Origin of the sequence: Streptomyces tubbatahanensis, from assembly GCF_022699385.1 — a bacterium.
Taxonomy (GTDB): domain Bacteria; phylum Actinomycetota; class Actinomycetes; order Streptomycetales; family Streptomycetaceae; genus Streptomyces; species Streptomyces diacarni.
Genome location: NZ_CP093846.1, coordinates 2,781,867 through 2,799,500, shown reverse-complemented (window position 1 = coordinate 2,799,500; position 17,634 = coordinate 2,781,867). Strand labels below are relative to the sequence as shown.

The following is a 17,634-nucleotide window of genomic DNA, read 5'->3' as shown; positions in this document are numbered from 1 at the left end:
CCGCCCATCCGCTACTCCACGGTGACGGACTTGGCCAGGTTGCGGGGCTTGTCGATGTCCCGGCCCAGGGCCAGCGCCGTGTGGTAGGCGAGCAGCTGGAGCGGGATGCCCATCAGGATCGGGTCCAGCTCGTCCTCGTTCTTGGGCACCACGATGGTGTGGTCCGCCTTCTCCTGCTCCTGGTGCGCCACGGCCAGGATCCGGCCGCTGCGGGCCTTGATCTCCTCCATCGCCGCGCGGTTCTTCTCCAGCAGGTCGTCCTCCGGCACGATCGCCACCGTCGGCATCGCCGGCTCGATCAGGGCCAGCGGCCCGTGCTTGAGCTCCGAGGCGGGGTAGGCCTCGGCGTGGATGTAGGAGACCTCCTTCAGCTTCAAAGAGGCCTCCAGCGCGACGGGGTAGCCGCGCACCCGGCCGATGAAGAGCATGGAGCGGGCGTCCGCGTACTTCTCGGCCAGCTTCTCGATCTCCGGCTCCTGCTTGAGGATCTCGGCGATCTGGGCCGGCAGCCTGCGCAGGCCCTCGATGATCCGCTTGCCGTCCTTGACCGACAGGTCGCGGGTGCGGCCCAGGTGCAGGGCGAGCAGCCCGAACGCCACCACGGTGTTGGTGAAGCACTTGGTGGAGACCACGCACACCTCGGGGCCCGCGTGCACGTACACCCCGCCGTCCGCCTCGCGCGCGATGGCCGAGCCGACGACGTTGATGACGCCCAGCACGCGCGCGCCCTTGCGCTTGAGCTCCTGGACGGCGGCGAGCGCGTCGTAGGTCTCCCCGGACTGCGAGACGGCGATGTAGAGGGTGTCCGGGTCCACCACCGCGTTGCGGTACCGGAACTCGCTGGCCGGCTCCGCGTCGGCGGGGATGCGGGCCAGCTCCTCGATCATCTGGGCGCCGATCAGCCCCGCGTGGTAGGAGGTGCCGCAGCCGAGGATCTTCACCCGGCGCACGGCGCGCGCCTCGCGCGGGTCCAGGTTGAGGCCGCCCAGGTGGACGGTGGCGAACCGGTCGTCGATGCGGCCCGCCAGCACCCGGTCCACCGCGTCCGCCTGCTCGGCGATCTCCTTGTGCATGTAGGTCTCGTGGCCGCCCAGGTCGTAGGACTCGGCGGCGTACTCGACCGTCTCGGGCGAGGAGGAGGTGCGCGACCCCTCGGTGGTGTAGGTGCGGTAGTCGCCGGCCTTGATGGTGGCCATCTCGCCGTCGTCCAGGGTGACGACCTGGCGGGTGTGGGAGACCAGCGCGGCGACGTCCGAGGCCACGAACATCTCGTTCTCCCCGATGCCCAGCACGACGGGGGAGCCGTTGCGGGCCACCACGATGCGCTCGGGGAAGTCGGCGTGCAGCACGGCGATGCCGTAGGTGCCCTCGATGTGGCGCAGCGCCTCCTGGACGCGGCCCTCGAGGCTCTCCGCCTGCGCGGCGGCGATGAGGTGGACGAGCACCTCCGTGTCCGTCTCGGAGACGAAGGCGACACCGTCCGCGCTCAGCTTGGCGCGCAGCTCGGCGGCGTTGTCGATGATGCCGTTGTGGACGACGGCGACCTTCTCGGCCGGGTCGAGGTGCGGGTGGGCGTTGACGTCGTTGGGGGCGCCGTGGGTGGCCCAGCGGGTGTGCGCGATGCCGGCCGTGCCGGAGAACCGCTTGGGGACGCGCTCTTCCAGGTCGCGGACGCGGCCCTTGGTCTTGGCCGTCTTGAGGGCGCCGGGTTTGCCCGCGGTACCGCCGGTCTGGATGGCGATGCCCGCGGAGTCGTAGCCGCGGTACTCCAGTCGCTGGAGGCCCTCCAGCAGGAGCGGAGCGGTGTCACGCTTACCGATATATCCCACGATTCCGCACATACTGCTGATGCCCTGCCTCTCCGTCGTGCTGTGCTGCTGATGAAGGTGTGCCGGCTTGGTGCCCTTAGTGCCCTCAGTGCCCTTGGTGCCGTGCCCCGTCCGGTGTGGTCGTCGGAGGAACGGCGCCGGGGAGGTCAGCCGTAGACGATGCGGCGCAGCTGTCTGAGGGACAGCTGCGGCGGTGCCACGGCGCGGTGCGGCAGCTCGGCCTCGATGCGTTCGAAGATCTCCGGATTCGTCAGGCCCTTGGCCTGCAGCTCCCGGTGCCGGCGCCGGACGAACTCGGATGCCGTCTCGTCGAAGTACGACAGGACGTCCAGCACCACCCGCGCCGCCTCGCCGCGCCGCAGCGGCGTGGTGCGGACCAGGTGGTCGAGTAGGTCGTCGTGGACCGGCGTCGGAGCGTCGAGCACTCGTCGATAGTGCGGTCTCGGCGTCACGATCGCAAGAAATCTGCCCGATAGCGGGCACGGCGTGGCGAAAAGTGAAGCCATCCGATGTCTTCCCGGTCGTCTTCGGGACCGCCATCATGACGAAGTGTCCCGAAGACGGCTTTCGTTGTGAGTGCGCCACCCCAGTGAACGACCGTTCGAAGAATTCCTGACCGGATCTCGGAGGGATCACTGAATGGGACGACGACTCCGACCACTTCTGCTCCTGTGCGCCTCCCTGCTCGCCGCCACCTCGCTGCCCGCCGTCTCGGCCACCGCCGACACCGGCGCGCGGTCGGGCCCGGGCACCGCGCACGGCCCCCGTTCGCTCGATGAGGTGATACCCGCGCCCGCCTCCGTACGGGCCAAGGGCAAGCCCTACACCCTCACCCCGCGGACCGTGATCCGGGTGAGCGGCGGGCACGGTCCCGGGCACGAGCACGGGCCCGGACGGGGGCACGGGCGCGGGAAGAAGAGCGGGCACGACGCCTCCAAGGGCGCGCGCCAGGTGGCCGAACAACTGGCCGACCTGCTGCGGCCCGCCACCGGCTACCGGCTGCCCGTCACCACCCGCCCCGGACGCGACGGCATCCAGCTGAGGCTGAACGGCGAACGCGGACTCGGCCCCGAGGGATACCGGCTCCACGTCACCGAACGCGCCACCGTTCTCAGCGCCCGCGAGCCCGCGGGCCTCTTCCACGGCATCCAGACCCTGCGCCAGCTCCTGCCCGCCGCCATCGAGGCCGACAGCGCCCGGTCAGGACCCTGGCAGATCGCCGGCGGCACTCTCGTCGACAAGCCGCGCTACGCCTACCGCAGCGCCATGCTGGACGTCTCCCGGCACTTCTTCCCCGTCGACTCGGTCAAGCGCTACATCGACCAGCTCGCCCTCTACAAGATCAACACGCTGCACCTCCACCTCTCCGACGACCAGGGCTGGCGCATCGCCATCGACTCCTGGCCACGGCTGGCCACCCACGGCGGCAGCACCCAGGTCGGCGGCGGCCCCGGCGGCTACTACACCAAGGCCGACTACCGCGACATCGTCCGCTACGCCGCAGACCGGCACCTGACCGTCGTGCCCGAGATCGACATGCCGAGCCACACCAACGCCGCCCTGGCCTCGTACGCCGAACTCAACTGCGACGGCAAGGCGCCACCCCTCTACACCGGCACCGACGTGGGCTTCAGCTCGCTGTGCGTGCCGCTCGAGCGCACCTACGACTTCGTCGACGACGTGATCCGCGAACTGGCCGCCCTCACCCCGGGCCCGTACCTGCACATCGGCGGCGACGAGGCCCACTCCACCAGCGAGGAGGACTTCGCCGCCTTCATGAAGCGGGTCCAGCCCATCGTCGCCAAGTACGGCAAGACCGCCGTCGGCTGGCACCAGATCACCGCGGCGCCGCGCCGGGGCACCATCGCCCAGTACTGGGGCTACGACGAGACCGGGGCCGAGGAACGCGCCCAGGTGGCCGCCGCCGCACGCAACGGCACCCGACTCGTGATCTCCCCGGCGGACCGCTCCTACCTCGACATGAAGTACCACGAGGACACGCCCCTCGGCCTCTCCTGGGCCGGCTACGTCTCCACCGAGCGCTCCTACGACTGGGACCCGGCCACCTACCTCGACGGCGTCCCCGAACGGGCCGTCCTCGGCGTGGAAGCGCCCCTGTGGACCGAAACCCTCTCGACCAGCGCCCAGCTCGAATACATGGCCTTCCCGAAACTGCCCGGCATCGCCGAACTGGGATGGTCCCCGGCCGCCACCCACGACTGGGACACCTACCGCGTGCGGCTCGCCCAGCAGGCGCCCCGCTGGGACCTGATGGGGGTGAACTACTACCGGTCCCCCCAGGTGCCCTGGGACGGCTAGGACCTTTTTCCGTACGCGGCCGTGCGTGCGGGGACGTATCCGGAAACGCGGCACCGGCCCCCGGTCGGTACCGGGGGCCGGTGCCGCGTAGGGAGAGGCGTCGTGGGCGCGTCACCTGTCCTGCCTGTGACGGCAAGATCAGGGGAGCGGCGGGCGGGCGTCGGCGACGAGGTGGACTCTCGTGCTCAGCCCGCCACGGGAGCGTCCGAGCGTGCGCGGTCACCGGCCGCGTTCCGGCCCGACGGCCCGACGGCCCGGCGCGCGGCGTCAGAGGCGGTCGAGGACCGCCTTCTTGGCCAGGGCGAACTCCTCGTCCGTCAGCACACCCGAGCGGTGCAGCTCACCCAGCTCCCGCAGCCGCCGCAACAGCACGTCGTGGTCGGCGCCCGCGGCCCCGGGACCGCCCACGTCCCCGCCCGTGGGGGCCGTCTCGGCGCGTGGCTCGCCGGCCGCCGTGGCCGCCTCGGGCGGGTGCTGCGCCGCATCCGCCTCAGGAACCTCAGGAAGGACCCGCCCGTCCCGCGCCCGCGCCGGGCGGGAGCCGCCGTGCGGGTGGGGCAGCCGGGCGGCGACGGCGGCCGCCAGCCGCACCGCACCGCTCGTCTCCCTCGCCTGCCGCACGCCCCACAGCACCAGGCAGTGGGGGTCGTGCTCCGGCTTGAGCGCGGGCTGGTCACCCCTGAGGCGGAAGCGCAGGCTGCCGTTCTCCCAGCCCAGCGCGGGCGTCCACTCCACGCCCTCCAGATCCCCGAGCCCGAGACGCCGCGGGCCGGCCGACGCCTTGCTCTCCTCGGCCATCCAGTTCCAGTCCAGCTGGAGGTTCTCCCCGTCGAACGTCACCGTGCCGTCCGAACCGGTCGCCGTCAGCGGGACGGCCGGGCCGGGCAGCAGATAGCGGTCGCACGCCGTCCCCGGCACCTCGGCGAGCAGCAGGGCGGTGCGCACCTCCTCGACGACGTACTCGGCCACACCCGTACGGTCCTTCTCCACCGGGAGCTGGTACGGGTCCGAGGAGTCGGGCAGCCGCCCCCGGGCCACCTGGGAGAGGGGGTCGGCGCCCTCACGGAGCCGCAGGCGCAACCTGCCGCCCTTCCGGCCGCCCGGCTCATAGGCGATACCGGCCATCGCGGCCAGCGGCACGACGATCTCCCCCAGGACCTTGCGCAGCTGGTGCACCTGACGCTCGGTGCCGGGCACGATCCTGAGATGCTCCCCGTCGAAGGTCCAGGTTCCGGCTCGCTGCAGAATCTCCGCCATGCTCCGATTATTCGGGCTCGCGGAAGCGCTGCACACCCGGGGGAAGGGTGCGGGCCGTGGCGTCAGACCCCCACCCCCAACTCGCGGGCCACCAGCATGCGCTGGACCTCGCTCGTGCCCTCGCCGATCTCGAGGATCTTGGCGTCGCGCCACATGCGGGCGACCGGGTACTCGTTCATGAAGCCGTAGCCGCCGTGCACCTGGGTGGCCTCGCGGGCGTTGCTGACGGCGATCTCGGAGGAGTACAGCTTCGCCAGCGCGGCCTGCTTCTTGAACGGCTCGCCCGCCACCAGCCGGGCGGCGGCGTCGCGCCAGGTGACGCGCGCGGTGTGCGCCCGCATCTCCATGTCGGCGATCTTGAACTGGATCGCCTGGTTCGCACCGATGGGCTTGCCGAACGCCATACGGGTGTTCGCGTAGCCGACCGACTCGTCCACGCAGCCCTGCGCCAGCCCGGTCGCCAGCGCGGAGATCGCGATACGCCCCTCGTCGAGAATCCGCAGGAACTGTGCGTAGCCACGGCCCAGCTCGCCCAGCAGGTTGGCCTTCGGCACGCGGACGTCGGTGAAGGACAGCTCGTGGGTGTCCGAGGCGTTCCAGCCGACCTTGGAGTAGCCGGGAGCGACGGTGAAGCCCGGTGTGCCGGAGGGGACGATGATCGAGGAGATGCGCGGCGCGCCGTTGTCCTTGCGTCCCGTGACGGCCGTGACCGTGACCAGGCCCGTGATGTCCGTCCCCGAGTTGGTGATGAAGCACTTGGTGCCGTTGATCACCCATTCCCCGGTGGACTCGTCCAGCACGGCCGTGGTGCGGGTGCCGCCCGCGTCCGACCCGCACTCCGGCTCGGTCAGCCCGAAAGCACCCAGCATCTGGCCCGAACACAGCTTCGGCAGCCACTCCTGCTTCTGCTCCCGCGTGCCGAACAGGTAGACGGGCATCGCCCCCAGGGACACGCCCGCCTCCAGTGTGATCGCCACGGAGGAATCCACCCGGGCCAGCTCCTCCAGGGCCAGGCAGAGCGCCAGGTAGTCACCGCCCATGCCGCCGTACTCCTCGGGGAACGGCAGTCCGAACAGGCCCATGGCCCCCATCTGGCGCACGATCTCGTACGGGAACGCGTGCTGCTCGTAGAAGTCACCGATCGAGGGCGCCACCACGTCGTGGGCGAACTCCTCGACGGTGCGGCGCAGTTCCTCGTGCTCAGGGGAGAGACGGTGGTCGAGAGCCATGCTGCTCACTGCTCCTTGGTGTCAGGGGAGTTCGGACAAGTCGATGCCGTCGGGGAGGACGGGGGGCCGGAGGAGGACGGGGCATACGGGGAGGGCGAGGATCCCGCGAGGGCGCGGACCGTGCGGGAGGGGCTGGGGCGGCCCAGCTGTTCGGCCATCCACACACTGGTCGCGGTCAGCCGCGCGAGGTCGACGCCCGTCTCGATACCGAGACCGTGCAGCATCCACACCAGGTCCTCGGTGGCCAGGTTGCCGGTGGCGCTCTTCGCGTACGGGCAGCCGCCCAGCCCGCCGGCCGAGGCGTCCACCGTCGACACCCCCTGCTGGAGGGCCGCCAGCGTGTTGGCGAGGGCCTGGCCGTAGGTGTCGTGGAAGTGCACGGCCAGCCGAGGCCCGCCCTCGGTCCGCTCCGACAGTCCCGCCTCCCGGAGGGCCGACAGCAGCGCGTGGACGTGGCCTGGAGTGGCCACACCGATGGTGTCGCCCAGGCTCAGCTCGGCACAGCCCATCTCCGCCAGCGCGCGGCAGACCCGCACCACCTGAGCCACGGGTACCGCGCCCTCCCACGGGTCCCCGAAGCACATCGACAGGTACCCGCGCACGGCGAGCCCCTCCCGCCTGGCACGGGCCACGACGGGTTCGAACATCTCCAGCGCGCCGTCCACCGTGCGGTTGAGGTTGGCCTTCGCGAACGACTCCGTGGCGCTCGCGAACACCGCGACCTCGCGCGCCCCCAGCGCCAGCGCCCGCTCCAGACCGCGCGCGTTGGGCACCAGCACCGGCAGGCGCACCCCGTCCAGGACACCCGCGTCAGGACCGGCCGCGTCGCCCGCGCCGTGCCCGGTCAGCCGGGGGTACAGCTGTTCCGCGTCGGCCAGTTGGGGCACCCAGCGGGGGTGTACGAAGCTGGTGGCCTCGATCGTCGTCAGCCCGGCCGCGGCCAGCCTGCGGACGAACTCCGCCTTCACCTCCGTCGGAACGCTCGCCTCCTCGTTCTGCAACCCGTCCCGCGGGCCGACCTCGTGGATCCGCACCCGCGCGGGCAGCCCCTCCAGGGGGAAGGCCATGGGCAGCTCCGTCATCCCGCCACCTCCGCGCCGCCGTCTCGGCCGTCCGTCGCGCCGCCGTCTCGGCCGTCCGCGGCGGACTCGAACGGGTCCACCACCGCGAGAATCTGGTCCATCGCGACGGTGGCGCCTGCCGTGACGTCCAACTGGGCCACGCGCCCCGCGTGCGGCGCCGCGATGACGTGCTCCATCTTCATGGCCTCCACCACCAGCAGGCTCTCGCCTGCCGCCACCTCGTCACCCACCGCGGCCTTGACCAGGGTGACGGTGCCGGGCATGGGTGCCGTCAGCGCGTCGGCGCCCTGGGCGGCCCCGGCCCGCTGCAAAGCGGCCGCCACCGGGTCGTGCACCCGCACCTGCCACGCCTCGCCGTCCCGGCCCAGCCACACGCCCGGCGTCTCGCCGTCCCCGCACACGGCGCGGGTGAAGACGCCGCTCATCCCGTCCCAGTCCAGCCGCACGGTGGCGCCCCGCTCCCCGCCGGACCCGTGGTCCTCGGCGGTGGGGCCCGGGGCCAGACGGGCGCGCACGGGGGCGGCGCCCCCGACACTGACCTCCATCTCGCCCCGGGAGACGGGTACCTGCGGACGTTTGCCGTCCGGGGCCGGGGGTCGGACCCGCACCGCCACCGGATCGTGGCCCGGCACCCGCAGATGGTGCACCGTCCACGCCCGCTGCCCGCCGAGCCGCCAGCCCGAGGGCACCGCGAACGGGCTCACCCAGGCCGCCGCGCCGCCGCCACCCGGGCCCTGGACCGTGTCGGGCGCGGCGGGGCCGGTCCCGCCGCCGCCCGGGACCGCCCCGGGCGCAGCCGTGGCCGGCTCCGGCGTCAGCGCCGCGTGGCGCAGCAGTGCCGCCGCGCCGTACACCTCGTCCGGCACGCCCTCGGGCAGCAGTCCCGCCGCGGCACGCTCCACCAGACCCGTGTCCAGATCGCCGGAGACGACCTCGGGGTGGGCGAGCAGTCCGCGCAGGAACGCCGTGTTGGTGTCCACACCCAGGACCGTCGTCCGCGCCAGCGCCGCCCGCAGTCCGCGCAGTGCCGCGGCCCTGTCCGGGGCCCACGCGATGACCTTGGCGAGCATCGGGTCGTACACCGTGCCCACCTCGGTGCCCGTGGTCAGCCCGGAGTCGGTGCGCACCCCCTCGCCTCGCGCCTCCTCCAGCAGCAGCACCCGGCCGGCCGACGGAAGGAAGTCGACCCGCCCGTCGTCGGCGCCCGGCGCGCGGCGCGCCGTCTCGGCGCAGATACGGGCCTCCACCGCGTGCCCGTTCAGCGTGATGTCCTCCTGCGCGAGGGGCAGCGGCTCGCCGGCGGCCACCCGCACCTGCCACTCCACCAGATCCAGCCCGGTGATCAACTCGGTGACCGGGTGCTCGACCTGGAGGCGGGTGTTCATCTCCATGAAGTAGTACGCGCCCGAGCCGTCCCCCGGCACGATGAACTCCACCGTGCCCGCACCCCGGTAGCCGCACGAGCGGGCCGCGTTCGCCGCCGCCTCGCCCATCGCCGTGCGCGTCGCCGCGTCCAGCAGCGGGCTCGGAGCCTCTTCGACGATCTTCTGGTGGCGTCGCTGGAGAGAGCACTCGCGCTCCCCGAGGTGCAGCACCGTGCCGTGGCCGTCGGCCAGCACCTGGATCTCGATGTGCCGTGGCCGGTCGACCCACCGCTCCACCAGCAGCGCGTCATCACCGAACGCGCCCCTGGCCTCGCGTCGGGCCGCGGCGATCTCGTCCGGCAGCGCCGCCTCGTCCCGCACCAGGCGCATGCCCTTGCCGCCGCCGCCCGCCGACGGCTTGAGCAGCACCGGCAGGCCCGTCTGCCGTGCCGCGACGGCCAGTTCGGCGTCGGACAGCCCGCTGCCCGAGGATCCGGGCACCACCGGGACCCCGGCCTCGCGCACCGTCTCCTTCGCGCGGATCTTGTCGCCCATCAGCTCGATGGCCGCGGCGGGAGGGCCGATGAAGACCAGACCCGCCTCGGCGCACCGCTGGGCGAACTCGGCGTTCTCCGCCAGGAAGCCGTACCCCGGGTGGACGGCCTGGGCGCCGCTGCGCCGGGCCGCCTCCAGGAGCCGCTCGCTGCTCAGATAGCTCTGCGCGGCCGCGGCCGGACCGATCCGCACCGCCGTGTCGGCCTCGCGTACGTGGCGCGCGTCGGCGTCCGCGTCGCTGTAGACCGCGACCGAGCGCACGCCCAGCCTGCGCAGCGTGCGGATCACCCGCACCGCGATCTCACCGCGGTTGGCCACCAGCACCGTGTCGAACATCGGTCCTCTCCTCGCCCTCACGACTTCCCTCAGCTCCGCCACCGTGCTCGCCCTCTCACCCCGCAGGACGCCGTCACATCCGGAAGACACCGAACCTGGCCGCCTCCGGATCGCGCCGCGGCAGCGGGGCGTTGGCGCACGCCGTCAGGGCCAGCCCCAGCACCTGGCGGGTCTCCAGCGGGTCGATCACTCCGTCGTCCCACAGCCGGGCCGTGGCGTAGTAGGCGTTGCCCTGCGTCTCGTACTGGGCGCGGACCGGGGCACGGAACTCCTCCTCCGCCTCGGCGGACCACTCTTCGCCCCTGGCCTCCAGCTGGTCCCGCTTGACGGTGGCCAGCACCGACGCGGCCTGCTCGCCGCCCATCACCGAGATTTTGGCGTTCGGCCACATCCACAGGAAACGGGGGCTGTAGGCCCGGCCGCACATCGAGTAGTTGCCGGCGCCGTAGGAACCGCCGACCACCACCGTCAGCTTCGGGACCCGGGCGCACGCCACGGCCGTGACCATCTTGGCGCCGTGCTTGGCGATGCCACCCGCCTCGTAGTCCTTACCGACCATGAACCCCGAGATGTTCTGCAGGAACAGCAGCGGGATGCCCCGCTGGTCGCACAACTCGATGAAGTGGGCGCCCTTTTGGGCCGACTCCGAGAACAGGATGCCGTTGTTGGCCACCACGCCCACCGGGTGCCCGTGGATGTGGGCGAAGCCCGTCACCAGCGTCGTGCCGTACTCCGCCTTGAACTCATGGAACCGCGAACCGTCCACCACGCGGGCGATCACCTCCCGCACGTCGTACGGCGTGCGGGAGTCGGCCGGCACCGCGTCGTAGAGCCCCGCGGGATCCAGCGCGGGCTCCTCGGAGGGACGCACGGACCACGGGAGGGCACCGGCCTGCGACCCGCCGGCCGGCAGCGTCGAGACGATGTGCCGCACGATGCGCAGGGCGTGCGCGTCGTCCTCCGCGAGGTGGTCGGTGACGCCGGAGACGCGCGAGTGCGTCTCCCCGCCGCCCAGCTCCTCCGCGGTGACGACCTCTCCCGTGGCGGCCTTCACCAGCGGCGGGCCGCCCAGGAAGATCGTGCCCTGCTCCCGCACGATCACCGCCTCGTCGCTCATCGCCGGGACGTAGGCGCCGCCCGCCGTGCACGAGCCGAGGACGGCGGCGATCTGCGGGATACCGGCGGCCGACATCCGGGCCTGGTTGTAGAAGATCCGTCCGAAGTGCTCCCGGTCGGGGAAGACCTCGTCCTGCATCGGCAGGAACGCGCCCCCCGAGTCGACCAGATACAGGCACGGCAGCCTGTTCTCCAGCGCCACCTCCTGCGCCCGCAGGTGCTTCTTCACCGTCATCGGGTAGTAGGTGCCGCCCTTGACGGTGGCGTCATTGGCGACGATCACCACCTCGCGCCCCGACACCCGGCCGATGCCCGCGATCACCCCGGCTGCCGGGGCCGCGTCCTCGTACATCCCGTCCGCCGCCAGCGGGCACAGCTCCAGGAGAGGCGATCCGGGATCGAGCAGGGAGTCCACCCGGTCGCGCGGCAGCAGCTTGCCGCGCGCCACATGCCGCTCGCGTGCCCGCGCGCCGCCGCCCAGCCGGGCGCGGGCCAGCTTCTCGCGGAGCCGGCCCGCCAGCTCCCGGTGCGCCCTGCGGTTCTCCGCCGACGCCTCCGACTCCGGGTCGACGGTGCTCGCCAGACGTGGCGCGGCGGGCCCGTGCCCGCTCGCGTTCCGCACCGCCCGCTCTTCCATCAAACCCAGCTCCCTCGCTCGCACACCACCGCACACGTCCCGTCCCGTCGCCACGCGCCCCCGCGGCCACGCGCCGCCCCGGCCGGTCAGCCCGCACACCGCCCGGGGCCCGCCCCCGCACGGCAGAACAAGTTAGTGCCCGTTAACCGACGACTTCAGGTTAACGGCTATTAACGGGGCTGTCTAGAATGGACGGATGAGCAACAGGACGGCGGCGGGCACAGCTGCACCAAGTCGGCGGGAGCAGATCCTGGGCGAGGCCGCGCGGCTCTTCGCCGAGCGCGGGTTCCACGGGGTGGGGGTCGACGAGATAGGAGCCGCCGTCGGCATCAGCGGCCCGGGCCTCTACCGCCACTTCGCCGGCAAGGACGCGATGCTGGCCGAGCTGCTGGTCGGTATCAGCGAACGGCTCCACGACGGCGGGCGGCGCAGGGTGGAGGAGTCGCTGGCGGCCGGGCTCGGCCCCGAGGAGACGCTGGACGCGCTGATCGAGGGGCACATCGACTTCGCGCTCGACGACCGCGAGCTGATCACCCTGCACGACCGCGAGCTCGACCGGCTCCCCGAGGCGGACCGCAAAAAGGTCAGGAAGCTCCAGCGGCAGTACGTCGAGCTGTGGGTCTCGGCGCTGCGGGCGGTGAACGCCGACCTGACCGAGCTGGAGGCCCGCGTCGCCGTGCACACCGTCTTCGGGCTGCTCAACTCGACGCCGCACCTGAGCGGGTCCTCCTCGATGCCGGACCGCGAGACGACCGCGGCGCTGCTGCACCGGCTGGCTCGCGGAGCCTTCTCGGCCGCTGCTCCGCGCGGCCTCGCGCATTGAGGGTTTGCCCTGTCTCCGCGGGCTCGCGGACTGAGGGTTTGCCCTGTCTTCGCGGGCTCGCGGACTGAGGGCTTGCCCTGCGGGCGTCGCTTCCGGGAGGGGGTGCCCCTGTCCGCCGCGTGCGGGCTGCGGGTGGGGTGTGGCTTGTCGCGCCGTTCCCCGCGCCCCTTCGGGGCGCGTCTCCAGCGCATGGAGGGCTTGCCCTGTCTTCGCGGGCTCGCGGACCGCGTCCTGCGGGTGTCGCTTTGGGGAGGGGGTGCCCCTGGCTGTCGTGTGCGGGCTGCGGGTGGGGTGTGGTTTGTCGCGCCGTTCCCCGCGCCCCTTCGGGGCGCGAGTGGCTCTGGACAGTGGACGTGACCGGTCGGTAGCTTTGGCCCTACAAGCTGAGCAAGCGCTTAGCCATGGCCGAGGCGACGAGGAGGCGTGCTGTGCGCCGCACGGTGTTCAACGAGGACCACGAGGCGTTCCGCCGGACGATCCGTGACTTCATCGCGGACCAGGTCGTGCCCCACTACGCGCAGTGGGCCGAGCAGGGCTACGTCCCCAAGGACTTCTACAAGAAACTCGGCGAGCTGGGCGTCTTCGGGATCGAGGTGCCCGAGGAGTACGGCGGGGCGGGCGAGAGCAGCTTCAAGTACAACGCCGTCATCACCGAGGAGTGCGCCCGCGCCGGCGTCAGCTTCGGCGGTTCGAGCGTGCACACGGCGCTCTGCCTCCCGTACATCCTCAAGTACGGCAACGAGGAGCAGAAGAAGCGCTGGCTGCCCGCCTTCGTCTCCGGCGAGATGATGACGGCCATCGCCATGACGGAGCCGGGCACCGGGTCCGACCTGGCCGGGATGAAGACGACGGCCAAGCTGTCGGAGGACGGCACCCACTACGTCCTCAACGGAGCGAAGACCTTCATCACCGGCGGGGTCCAGGCCGACCGCGTCCTGGTGTGCGCCCGTACCGCTCCTCCGTCGCCCGAGGACCGGCGGGGCGGCATCTCCATCCTGGTGGTGGACGCCGGGAGCGAGGGCTACGCGGTGGGCCGCAAGCTGGACAAGCTGGGGCTGCGCGCCTCGGATACGGCGGAGCTGTCCTTCACCGACGTCAAGGTCCCGGTCGAGGACCTGCTCGGCGAAGAGGGCAAGGCGTTCGGCTACCTGGGCCAGAACCTTCCGCAGGAGCGGCTGGGGATCGCGCTGGGCGCCTACGCGCAGTCGGCGGCGGCCGTGCGGTTCGCGCAGGAGTACGTGAAGGAGCGGACGGTCTTCGGCAAGGAGGTCGCCTCCTTCCAGAACACCAAGTTCGTCCTCGCCGACTGCAAGGCCGACGTGGACGCGATGCAGGCCGTCTGCGACCGTGCTCTCGAAGCGCTGGACGCGGGGGAGCTGACGCCCGCCGACGCCGCCTCCGCCAAGCTGTTCACCACCGAGCTGGCGGCCCGGGTGATCGACAAGTGCCTCCAGCTGCACGGCGGGTACGGCTACATGCTGGAGTACCCGATCGCCAGCCTGTACGCCGACACCCGGGTCTCCCGGATCTACGGCGGCACCAGCGAGGTCATGCGCTCCATCGTCGCGAAGTCCATGGGGCTGTGACTCCCGGGCACGTGACTCCTGACCACGTGACTGAGTGCCGCGGGTCTGTGATCTGCGACGTAACACCCCAGGACAGCTCCTCGGCAGAATCGGGCGCATGAGCCAAGAACTGACGTCCCTGCTCGACCTGCTCGATCTGGAGCGGGTCGAGCAGGACATCTTCCGCGGCAGCAGCCGTGCCTCCGTGGTCCCGAGGGTCTTCGGCGGCCAGGTCGCTGCGCAGGCGCTCGTCGCCGCGTGCCGCACCGTTCCCGAGGGGCGGCTGCCGCACTCCCTGCACGCGTACTTCCTGCGCGCCGGCGACCCCGGTGCACCCATCGTCTACACGGTGGACCGGATACGCGACGGGCGTTCCTTCACCACCCGCCGGGTGGTGGGCGTCCAGCACGGGCAGCCGATCTTCCACCTGTCCGCCTCGTTCCAGACGTACGAGGAGGGGATGGAGCACCAGGAGGCGATGCCGTCGGCGCCCGACCCGGAGACTCTGCCGACGGCTGAGGACATGCTGCCGCGCTACCACGACCTGTTCACCGATCCCCAGGTGCCCGAGCGGCTGTTGCGGGCGCGGGCCGCGGTCGACCTGCGCTACGTGGAGGCGCCGCCGTTCGCCAGCGTCGGCAAGCCGTCAGAGCCGCGCTCGCAGGTGTGGTTCCGCACCAACGGCAAGCTGGACGGCACCTCGGACGATCCGATGCTGCACATCTGTCTGGCCACGTACGTCTCGGACATGACGCTGCTGGACTCGGTGCTGCTGGCGCACGGCAGGGGCGGCTGGGCGGTCGGTGACGTGGTGGGGGCCAGCCTGGATCACGCCATGTGGTTCCACCGTCCGTTCCGTGCGGACGAGTGGCTGCTCTACGACCAGGAATCGCCGACCGCGCAGGGCGGCAGGGGACTGGCGAAGGGCCGGATCTTCACCCGGGACGGCCGGCTGGTCGTCTCGGTCATCCAGGAGGGCGTCGTGCGGGTTCCGCGCTCGGAGGGTGGCAACGTTTCGGGGGACGTTCCGCGCTCGGAGGGCGGCAACACTTCGGAAAGCGTTCCGCGCTCGAACAGTGGCAACGCCGCGGGGCGTTCGGGCGCTCAGCCGGCCAGTCCGGCCGCCGCGAGTACGTAGGCCGTCATCGGCTCGTAGAAGCGCGGGTCGACGACGTGATCGTCCAGGGGCACGGTGACCTCCAGCGTGCCCTCCGCCTCACCGAGGAAGAGCGCGGGGTCGTTGCAGTCGGCGAAGCCGACGGTGGTCAGGCCGTGCTGGGCCGCACGGCCCGCCCAGCCGTGGTCCGCCACCACCAGGTCGGGCAGCCGCTCCCCGGCCTGCTCCAGGCCGTACAGGACGCCGGCCATCGGCTCGGGGGAGTGGGTGTGCCACAGCGAGGCGCCCCGCTCGTAGACGGCGACGCCCTGGAACTGCACGATGACGCCCTCGTCCGCGAAGACCCGCAGCGGGGAGCGCACGATGTCGCAGCCGGCGGCGCGCAGCGCGGTGGCCAGCGTCCCGTGCATGTCGAGCAGCGCTCCGGGGTGTCCGGTGGCGAACAGGACACGGGCGCGCCCCTCGGCGGCCTTGCGCAGTTCGGCGGCGGCCCGGTCGAGCGCGGCGACGGTCAGCTCGGGGTCGATGGTGTCCTGGCCCGTGCGGTAGTCCGGGTCGTCGCTGACGCCGCAGCGCTCCGCCATGACCGCGAGGACGTCCTGCTCGTCGGCCCAGCGCTCGCCCAGTTCCAGACCGAGCCAGTAGTGCCGGTCGCCGTTGGCGAGCTTGCGGTAGTGGTCGAGGTTGTTCTCCCGCGGAGTGGCGACATCCCCCGCGATCCGGGTGCGCACCAGATGGCTGAGCAGCTCGTGGCGGGTGGGCGCTTCCGGGAGAGGCAGGGGGAGCGACACGGGCAAGAGAGGCTGTGGCATGGGGCCATTGTGTCTCGTACGGGCGCTCGATGGACGGAGTGTCCAAAAGGAGACGTACGGCGCTCAGTACCGTCTAACGGTTCGACCACCTGTCCGGCCTACGCTCTCCAGCATGACCAGCAGCGACAACTCCTCCCCCCTCGCCTCGCACGACGCGCGCCCGCCGCGCGGTCCCGTCGACTCCTCCAAGGTCCCCCGTTACGCCGGTCCCGCGACCTTCGCGAGGCTGCCCCGGATCGACCAGACGGACGACCGTGCGGACGTCGCCGTAGTGGGCATCCCCTTCGACACCGGAGTGTCCTACCGTCCGGGTGCCAGGTTCGGCGGCAACGCCATCCGCGAGGCGTCCCGGCTGCTGCGCCCCTACAACCCGGCGCAGGACGCCTCACCCTTCGCGCTGGCGCAGGTGGCGGACGCGGGCGACATCGCCGTCAACCCCTTCGACATCGGCGAGGCCCTCGAGACGGTCGAGCACGCGGCCGGGGAGCTCCTGGACGCGGGCTCGCGGCTGATGACGCTGGGCGGCGACCACACCATCGCGCTGCCCCTGCTGCGCGCGATGGCCCGCAAGCACGGCCCTGTCGCCCTGCTGCACTTCGACGCACACCTGGACACCTGGGACACCTATTTCGGCGCTCCCTACACGCACGGCACACCGTTCAGGCGGGCCGTCGAGGAGGGTGTTCTCGACACCTCGGCGCTCTCTCACGTGGGCACGCGCGGGCCGCTGTACGGGAAGCGGGATCTGGACGACGACGCCAAGATGGGCTTCGGCATCGTCACCTCGGCGGACGTGATGCGCCGCGGAGTGGACGAGGTCGTCGACCAGCTGCGGCAGCGGATCGGCTCGCGTCCGCTGTACGTGTCGGTCGACATCGACGTGCTCGACCCGGCGCACGCGCCCGGCACGGGGACGCCGGAGGCGGGCGGGCTGACGTCGAGGGAGTTGCTGGAGATCGTGCGCGGGCTGTCGGACTGCCACCTGATCTCGGCTGACCTGGTGGAGGTCGCCCCGGCGTACGACCACGCGGAGATCACCTCCGTCGCGGCCTCGCACACGGCGTACGAACTGACGACGCTGATGACACGGCAGATCGCGGCCGCGCGCGGGGCCGCGTCCGGCGGGTGAGCGGCGCGCGGCAGCGGGTTCCGGCCGTGTTGCCGAGCGGGCGCGGTCGGCCGTTCGGGCTCGCCCGTGCGCGTTTGCTCACGTCCGTACCGATGGGCGGATCAACGACGCAGGTCGACGCGGACTTGACGGGGGACAGCCGGACACTCTGCTCCGTCACACTGCGCCACTGGTTTAATACGGGACGTTACCGAATTTGATCGGTCGATGTGCATTCCGTGGAAGTTCTCGACAGACTGCAGGAGCGATCCCGCGCGGGAAGGCGGTGCGGAGCGCTGAGCAGAGCCGGCCTCGTGGGGGGTGCCGGCCTGAGCGCCTCCAGGGACGCGCCGCCGGTGACCGGGGCGGCACAGGAAGAGCCAGCGGCTCGCCGTGCCGCCACCGGTCACTCTCCTCACACGCTCGACGCGCTCCCCCCCCGACGGCCCTCGGCGGCTCTGTCCGCCCGCTCCGTCCAGCCGAAC

The 17,634-nt window shown here is 72.0% G+C and carries 13 protein-coding genes; 5 read left to right on the top strand and 8 right to left on the bottom strand.

Annotated elements, in window-relative coordinates; translation table 11 throughout:
* Positions 1-11: 11 nt before the first annotated feature.
* Together glmS and MMF93_RS12020 are read right to left on the bottom strand one after the other, a co-directional pair.
* Positions 12-1,841, bottom strand: coding sequence for a glutamine--fructose-6-phosphate transaminase (isomerizing) (gene glmS, locus MMF93_RS12025; protein ID WP_242751318.1), 1,830 nt, complete (start codon positions 1,839-1,841; stop codon positions 12-14).
* Between the two features lie 134 nt (positions 1,842-1,975).
* Positions 1,976-2,254 carry a hypothetical protein gene (locus tag MMF93_RS12020; protein ID WP_114018098.1) on the bottom strand — a complete coding sequence of 93 codons (279 nt, stop codon included), beginning with the start codon at positions 2,252-2,254 and terminating at the stop codon, positions 1,976-1,978.
* A gap of 214 nt (positions 2,255-2,468) precedes the next feature.
* Between MMF93_RS12020 and MMF93_RS12015 the strand changes: the two genes are divergently transcribed.
* The gene (locus tag MMF93_RS12015) at positions 2,469-4,148 is read left to right on the top strand and encodes a beta-N-acetylhexosaminidase (RefSeq protein WP_242751317.1); all 1,680 of its coding nucleotides are present in this window, start codon (positions 2,469-2,471) and stop codon (positions 4,146-4,148) included.
* A gap of 267 nt (positions 4,149-4,415) precedes the next feature.
* On the opposite strand, the gene MMF93_RS12010 is transcribed toward MMF93_RS12015, so the two are convergent.
* The 5 genes from MMF93_RS12010 to MMF93_RS11990 form a co-directional block, all read right to left on the bottom strand.
* Entirely contained in the window at positions 4,416-5,405 is a 990-nt protein-coding gene (locus MMF93_RS12010) for a DUF4429 domain-containing protein (RefSeq protein ID WP_242751316.1), read from the bottom strand.
* A gap of 62 nt (positions 5,406-5,467) precedes the next feature.
* A complete protein-coding gene (locus MMF93_RS12005; RefSeq protein ID WP_242751315.1) occupies positions 5,468-6,634 on the bottom strand; it encodes an acyl-CoA dehydrogenase family protein in 1,167 nt (388 codons plus the stop codon).
* A 5-nt stretch (positions 6,635-6,639) separates the two neighbouring features.
* Positions 6,640-7,716 (bottom strand): hydroxymethylglutaryl-CoA lyase, encoded by a 1,077-nt coding sequence (locus MMF93_RS12000; protein WP_242751314.1) that lies wholly within the window; start codon positions 7,714-7,716, stop codon positions 6,640-6,642.
* Positions 7,713-9,971, bottom strand: coding sequence for an ATP-binding protein (locus MMF93_RS11995; protein WP_242751313.1), 2,259 nt, complete (start codon positions 9,969-9,971; stop codon positions 7,713-7,715). Before MMF93_RS11995 ends, MMF93_RS12000 begins: the two co-directional genes overlap by 4 nt.
* 73 nt (positions 9,972-10,044) lie before the next feature.
* Positions 10,045-11,724, bottom strand: coding sequence for a carboxyl transferase domain-containing protein (locus tag MMF93_RS11990; RefSeq protein ID WP_242751312.1), 1,680 nt, complete (start codon positions 11,722-11,724; stop codon positions 10,045-10,047).
* Positions 11,725-11,920: 196 nt separating this feature from the next.
* Here MMF93_RS11990 and MMF93_RS11985 point away from each other — a divergent pair, with 196 nt between their 5' ends.
* From MMF93_RS11985 to tesB, 3 genes are all read left to right on the top strand, one after another.
* Positions 11,921-12,547, top strand: coding sequence for an SACE_7040 family transcriptional regulator (locus MMF93_RS11985; RefSeq protein WP_242751311.1), 627 nt, complete (start codon positions 11,921-11,923; stop codon positions 12,545-12,547).
* 428 nt (positions 12,548-12,975) lie between these two features.
* A complete protein-coding gene (locus MMF93_RS11980; RefSeq protein ID WP_242751310.1) occupies positions 12,976-14,133 on the top strand; it encodes an acyl-CoA dehydrogenase family protein in 1,158 nt (385 codons plus the stop codon).
* A 97-nt stretch (positions 14,134-14,230) separates the two neighbouring features.
* Positions 14,231-15,250, top strand: a complete 1,020-nt coding sequence (gene tesB, locus MMF93_RS11975) for an acyl-CoA thioesterase II (RefSeq protein ID WP_242751309.1) — start codon at positions 14,231-14,233, stop codon at positions 15,248-15,250.
* Here tesB and MMF93_RS11970 read toward each other — a convergent pair.
* Entirely contained in the window at positions 15,217-16,041 is an 825-nt protein-coding gene (locus MMF93_RS11970) for a phosphatase (protein ID WP_242751308.1), read from the bottom strand. The two genes, tesB and MMF93_RS11970, sit on opposite strands and share 34 nt — an antisense overlap.
* Positions 16,042-16,153: 112 nt before the next feature.
* Between MMF93_RS11970 and speB the strand changes: the two genes are divergently transcribed.
* Positions 16,154-17,170 carry an agmatinase gene (gene speB, locus MMF93_RS11965; protein WP_242751307.1) on the top strand — a complete coding sequence of 339 codons (1,017 nt, stop codon included), beginning with the start codon at positions 16,154-16,156 and terminating at the stop codon, positions 17,168-17,170.
* Positions 17,171-17,634: the final 464 nt, after the last annotated feature.

Coding starts and splice junctions, on each gene's coding strand:
- MMF93_RS11990 (WP_242751312.1), bottom strand. CDS start 11,724: ATGGAAGAGCGGGCGGTGCGGAACGCGAGCGGGCACGGGCCCGCCGCG.
- MMF93_RS12000 (WP_242751314.1), bottom strand. CDS start 7,716: ATGACGGAGCTGCCCATGGCCTTCCCCCTGGAGGGGCTGCCCGCGCGG.
- glmS (WP_242751318.1), bottom strand. CDS start 1,841: ATGTGCGGAATCGTGGGATATATCGGTAAGCGTGACACCGCTCCGCTC.
- MMF93_RS12010 (WP_242751316.1), bottom strand. CDS start 5,405: ATGGCGGAGATTCTGCAGCGAGCCGGAACCTGGACCTTCGACGGGGAG.
- speB (WP_242751307.1), top strand. CDS start 16,154: ATGACCAGCAGCGACAACTCCTCCCCCCTCGCCTCGCACGACGCGCGC.
- MMF93_RS12015 (WP_242751317.1), top strand. CDS start 2,469: ATGGGACGACGACTCCGACCACTTCTGCTCCTGTGCGCCTCCCTGCTC.
- MMF93_RS11985 (WP_242751311.1), top strand. CDS start 11,921: ATGAGCAACAGGACGGCGGCGGGCACAGCTGCACCAAGTCGGCGGGAG.
- MMF93_RS11970 (WP_242751308.1), bottom strand. CDS start 16,041: ATGCCACAGCCTCTCTTGCCCGTGTCGCTCCCCCTGCCTCTCCCGGAA.
- MMF93_RS11995 (WP_242751313.1), bottom strand. CDS start 9,971: ATGTTCGACACGGTGCTGGTGGCCAACCGCGGTGAGATCGCGGTGCGG.
- tesB (WP_242751309.1), top strand. CDS start 14,231: ATGAGCCAAGAACTGACGTCCCTGCTCGACCTGCTCGATCTGGAGCGG.
- MMF93_RS12005 (WP_242751315.1), bottom strand. CDS start 6,634: ATGGCTCTCGACCACCGTCTCTCCCCTGAGCACGAGGAACTGCGCCGC.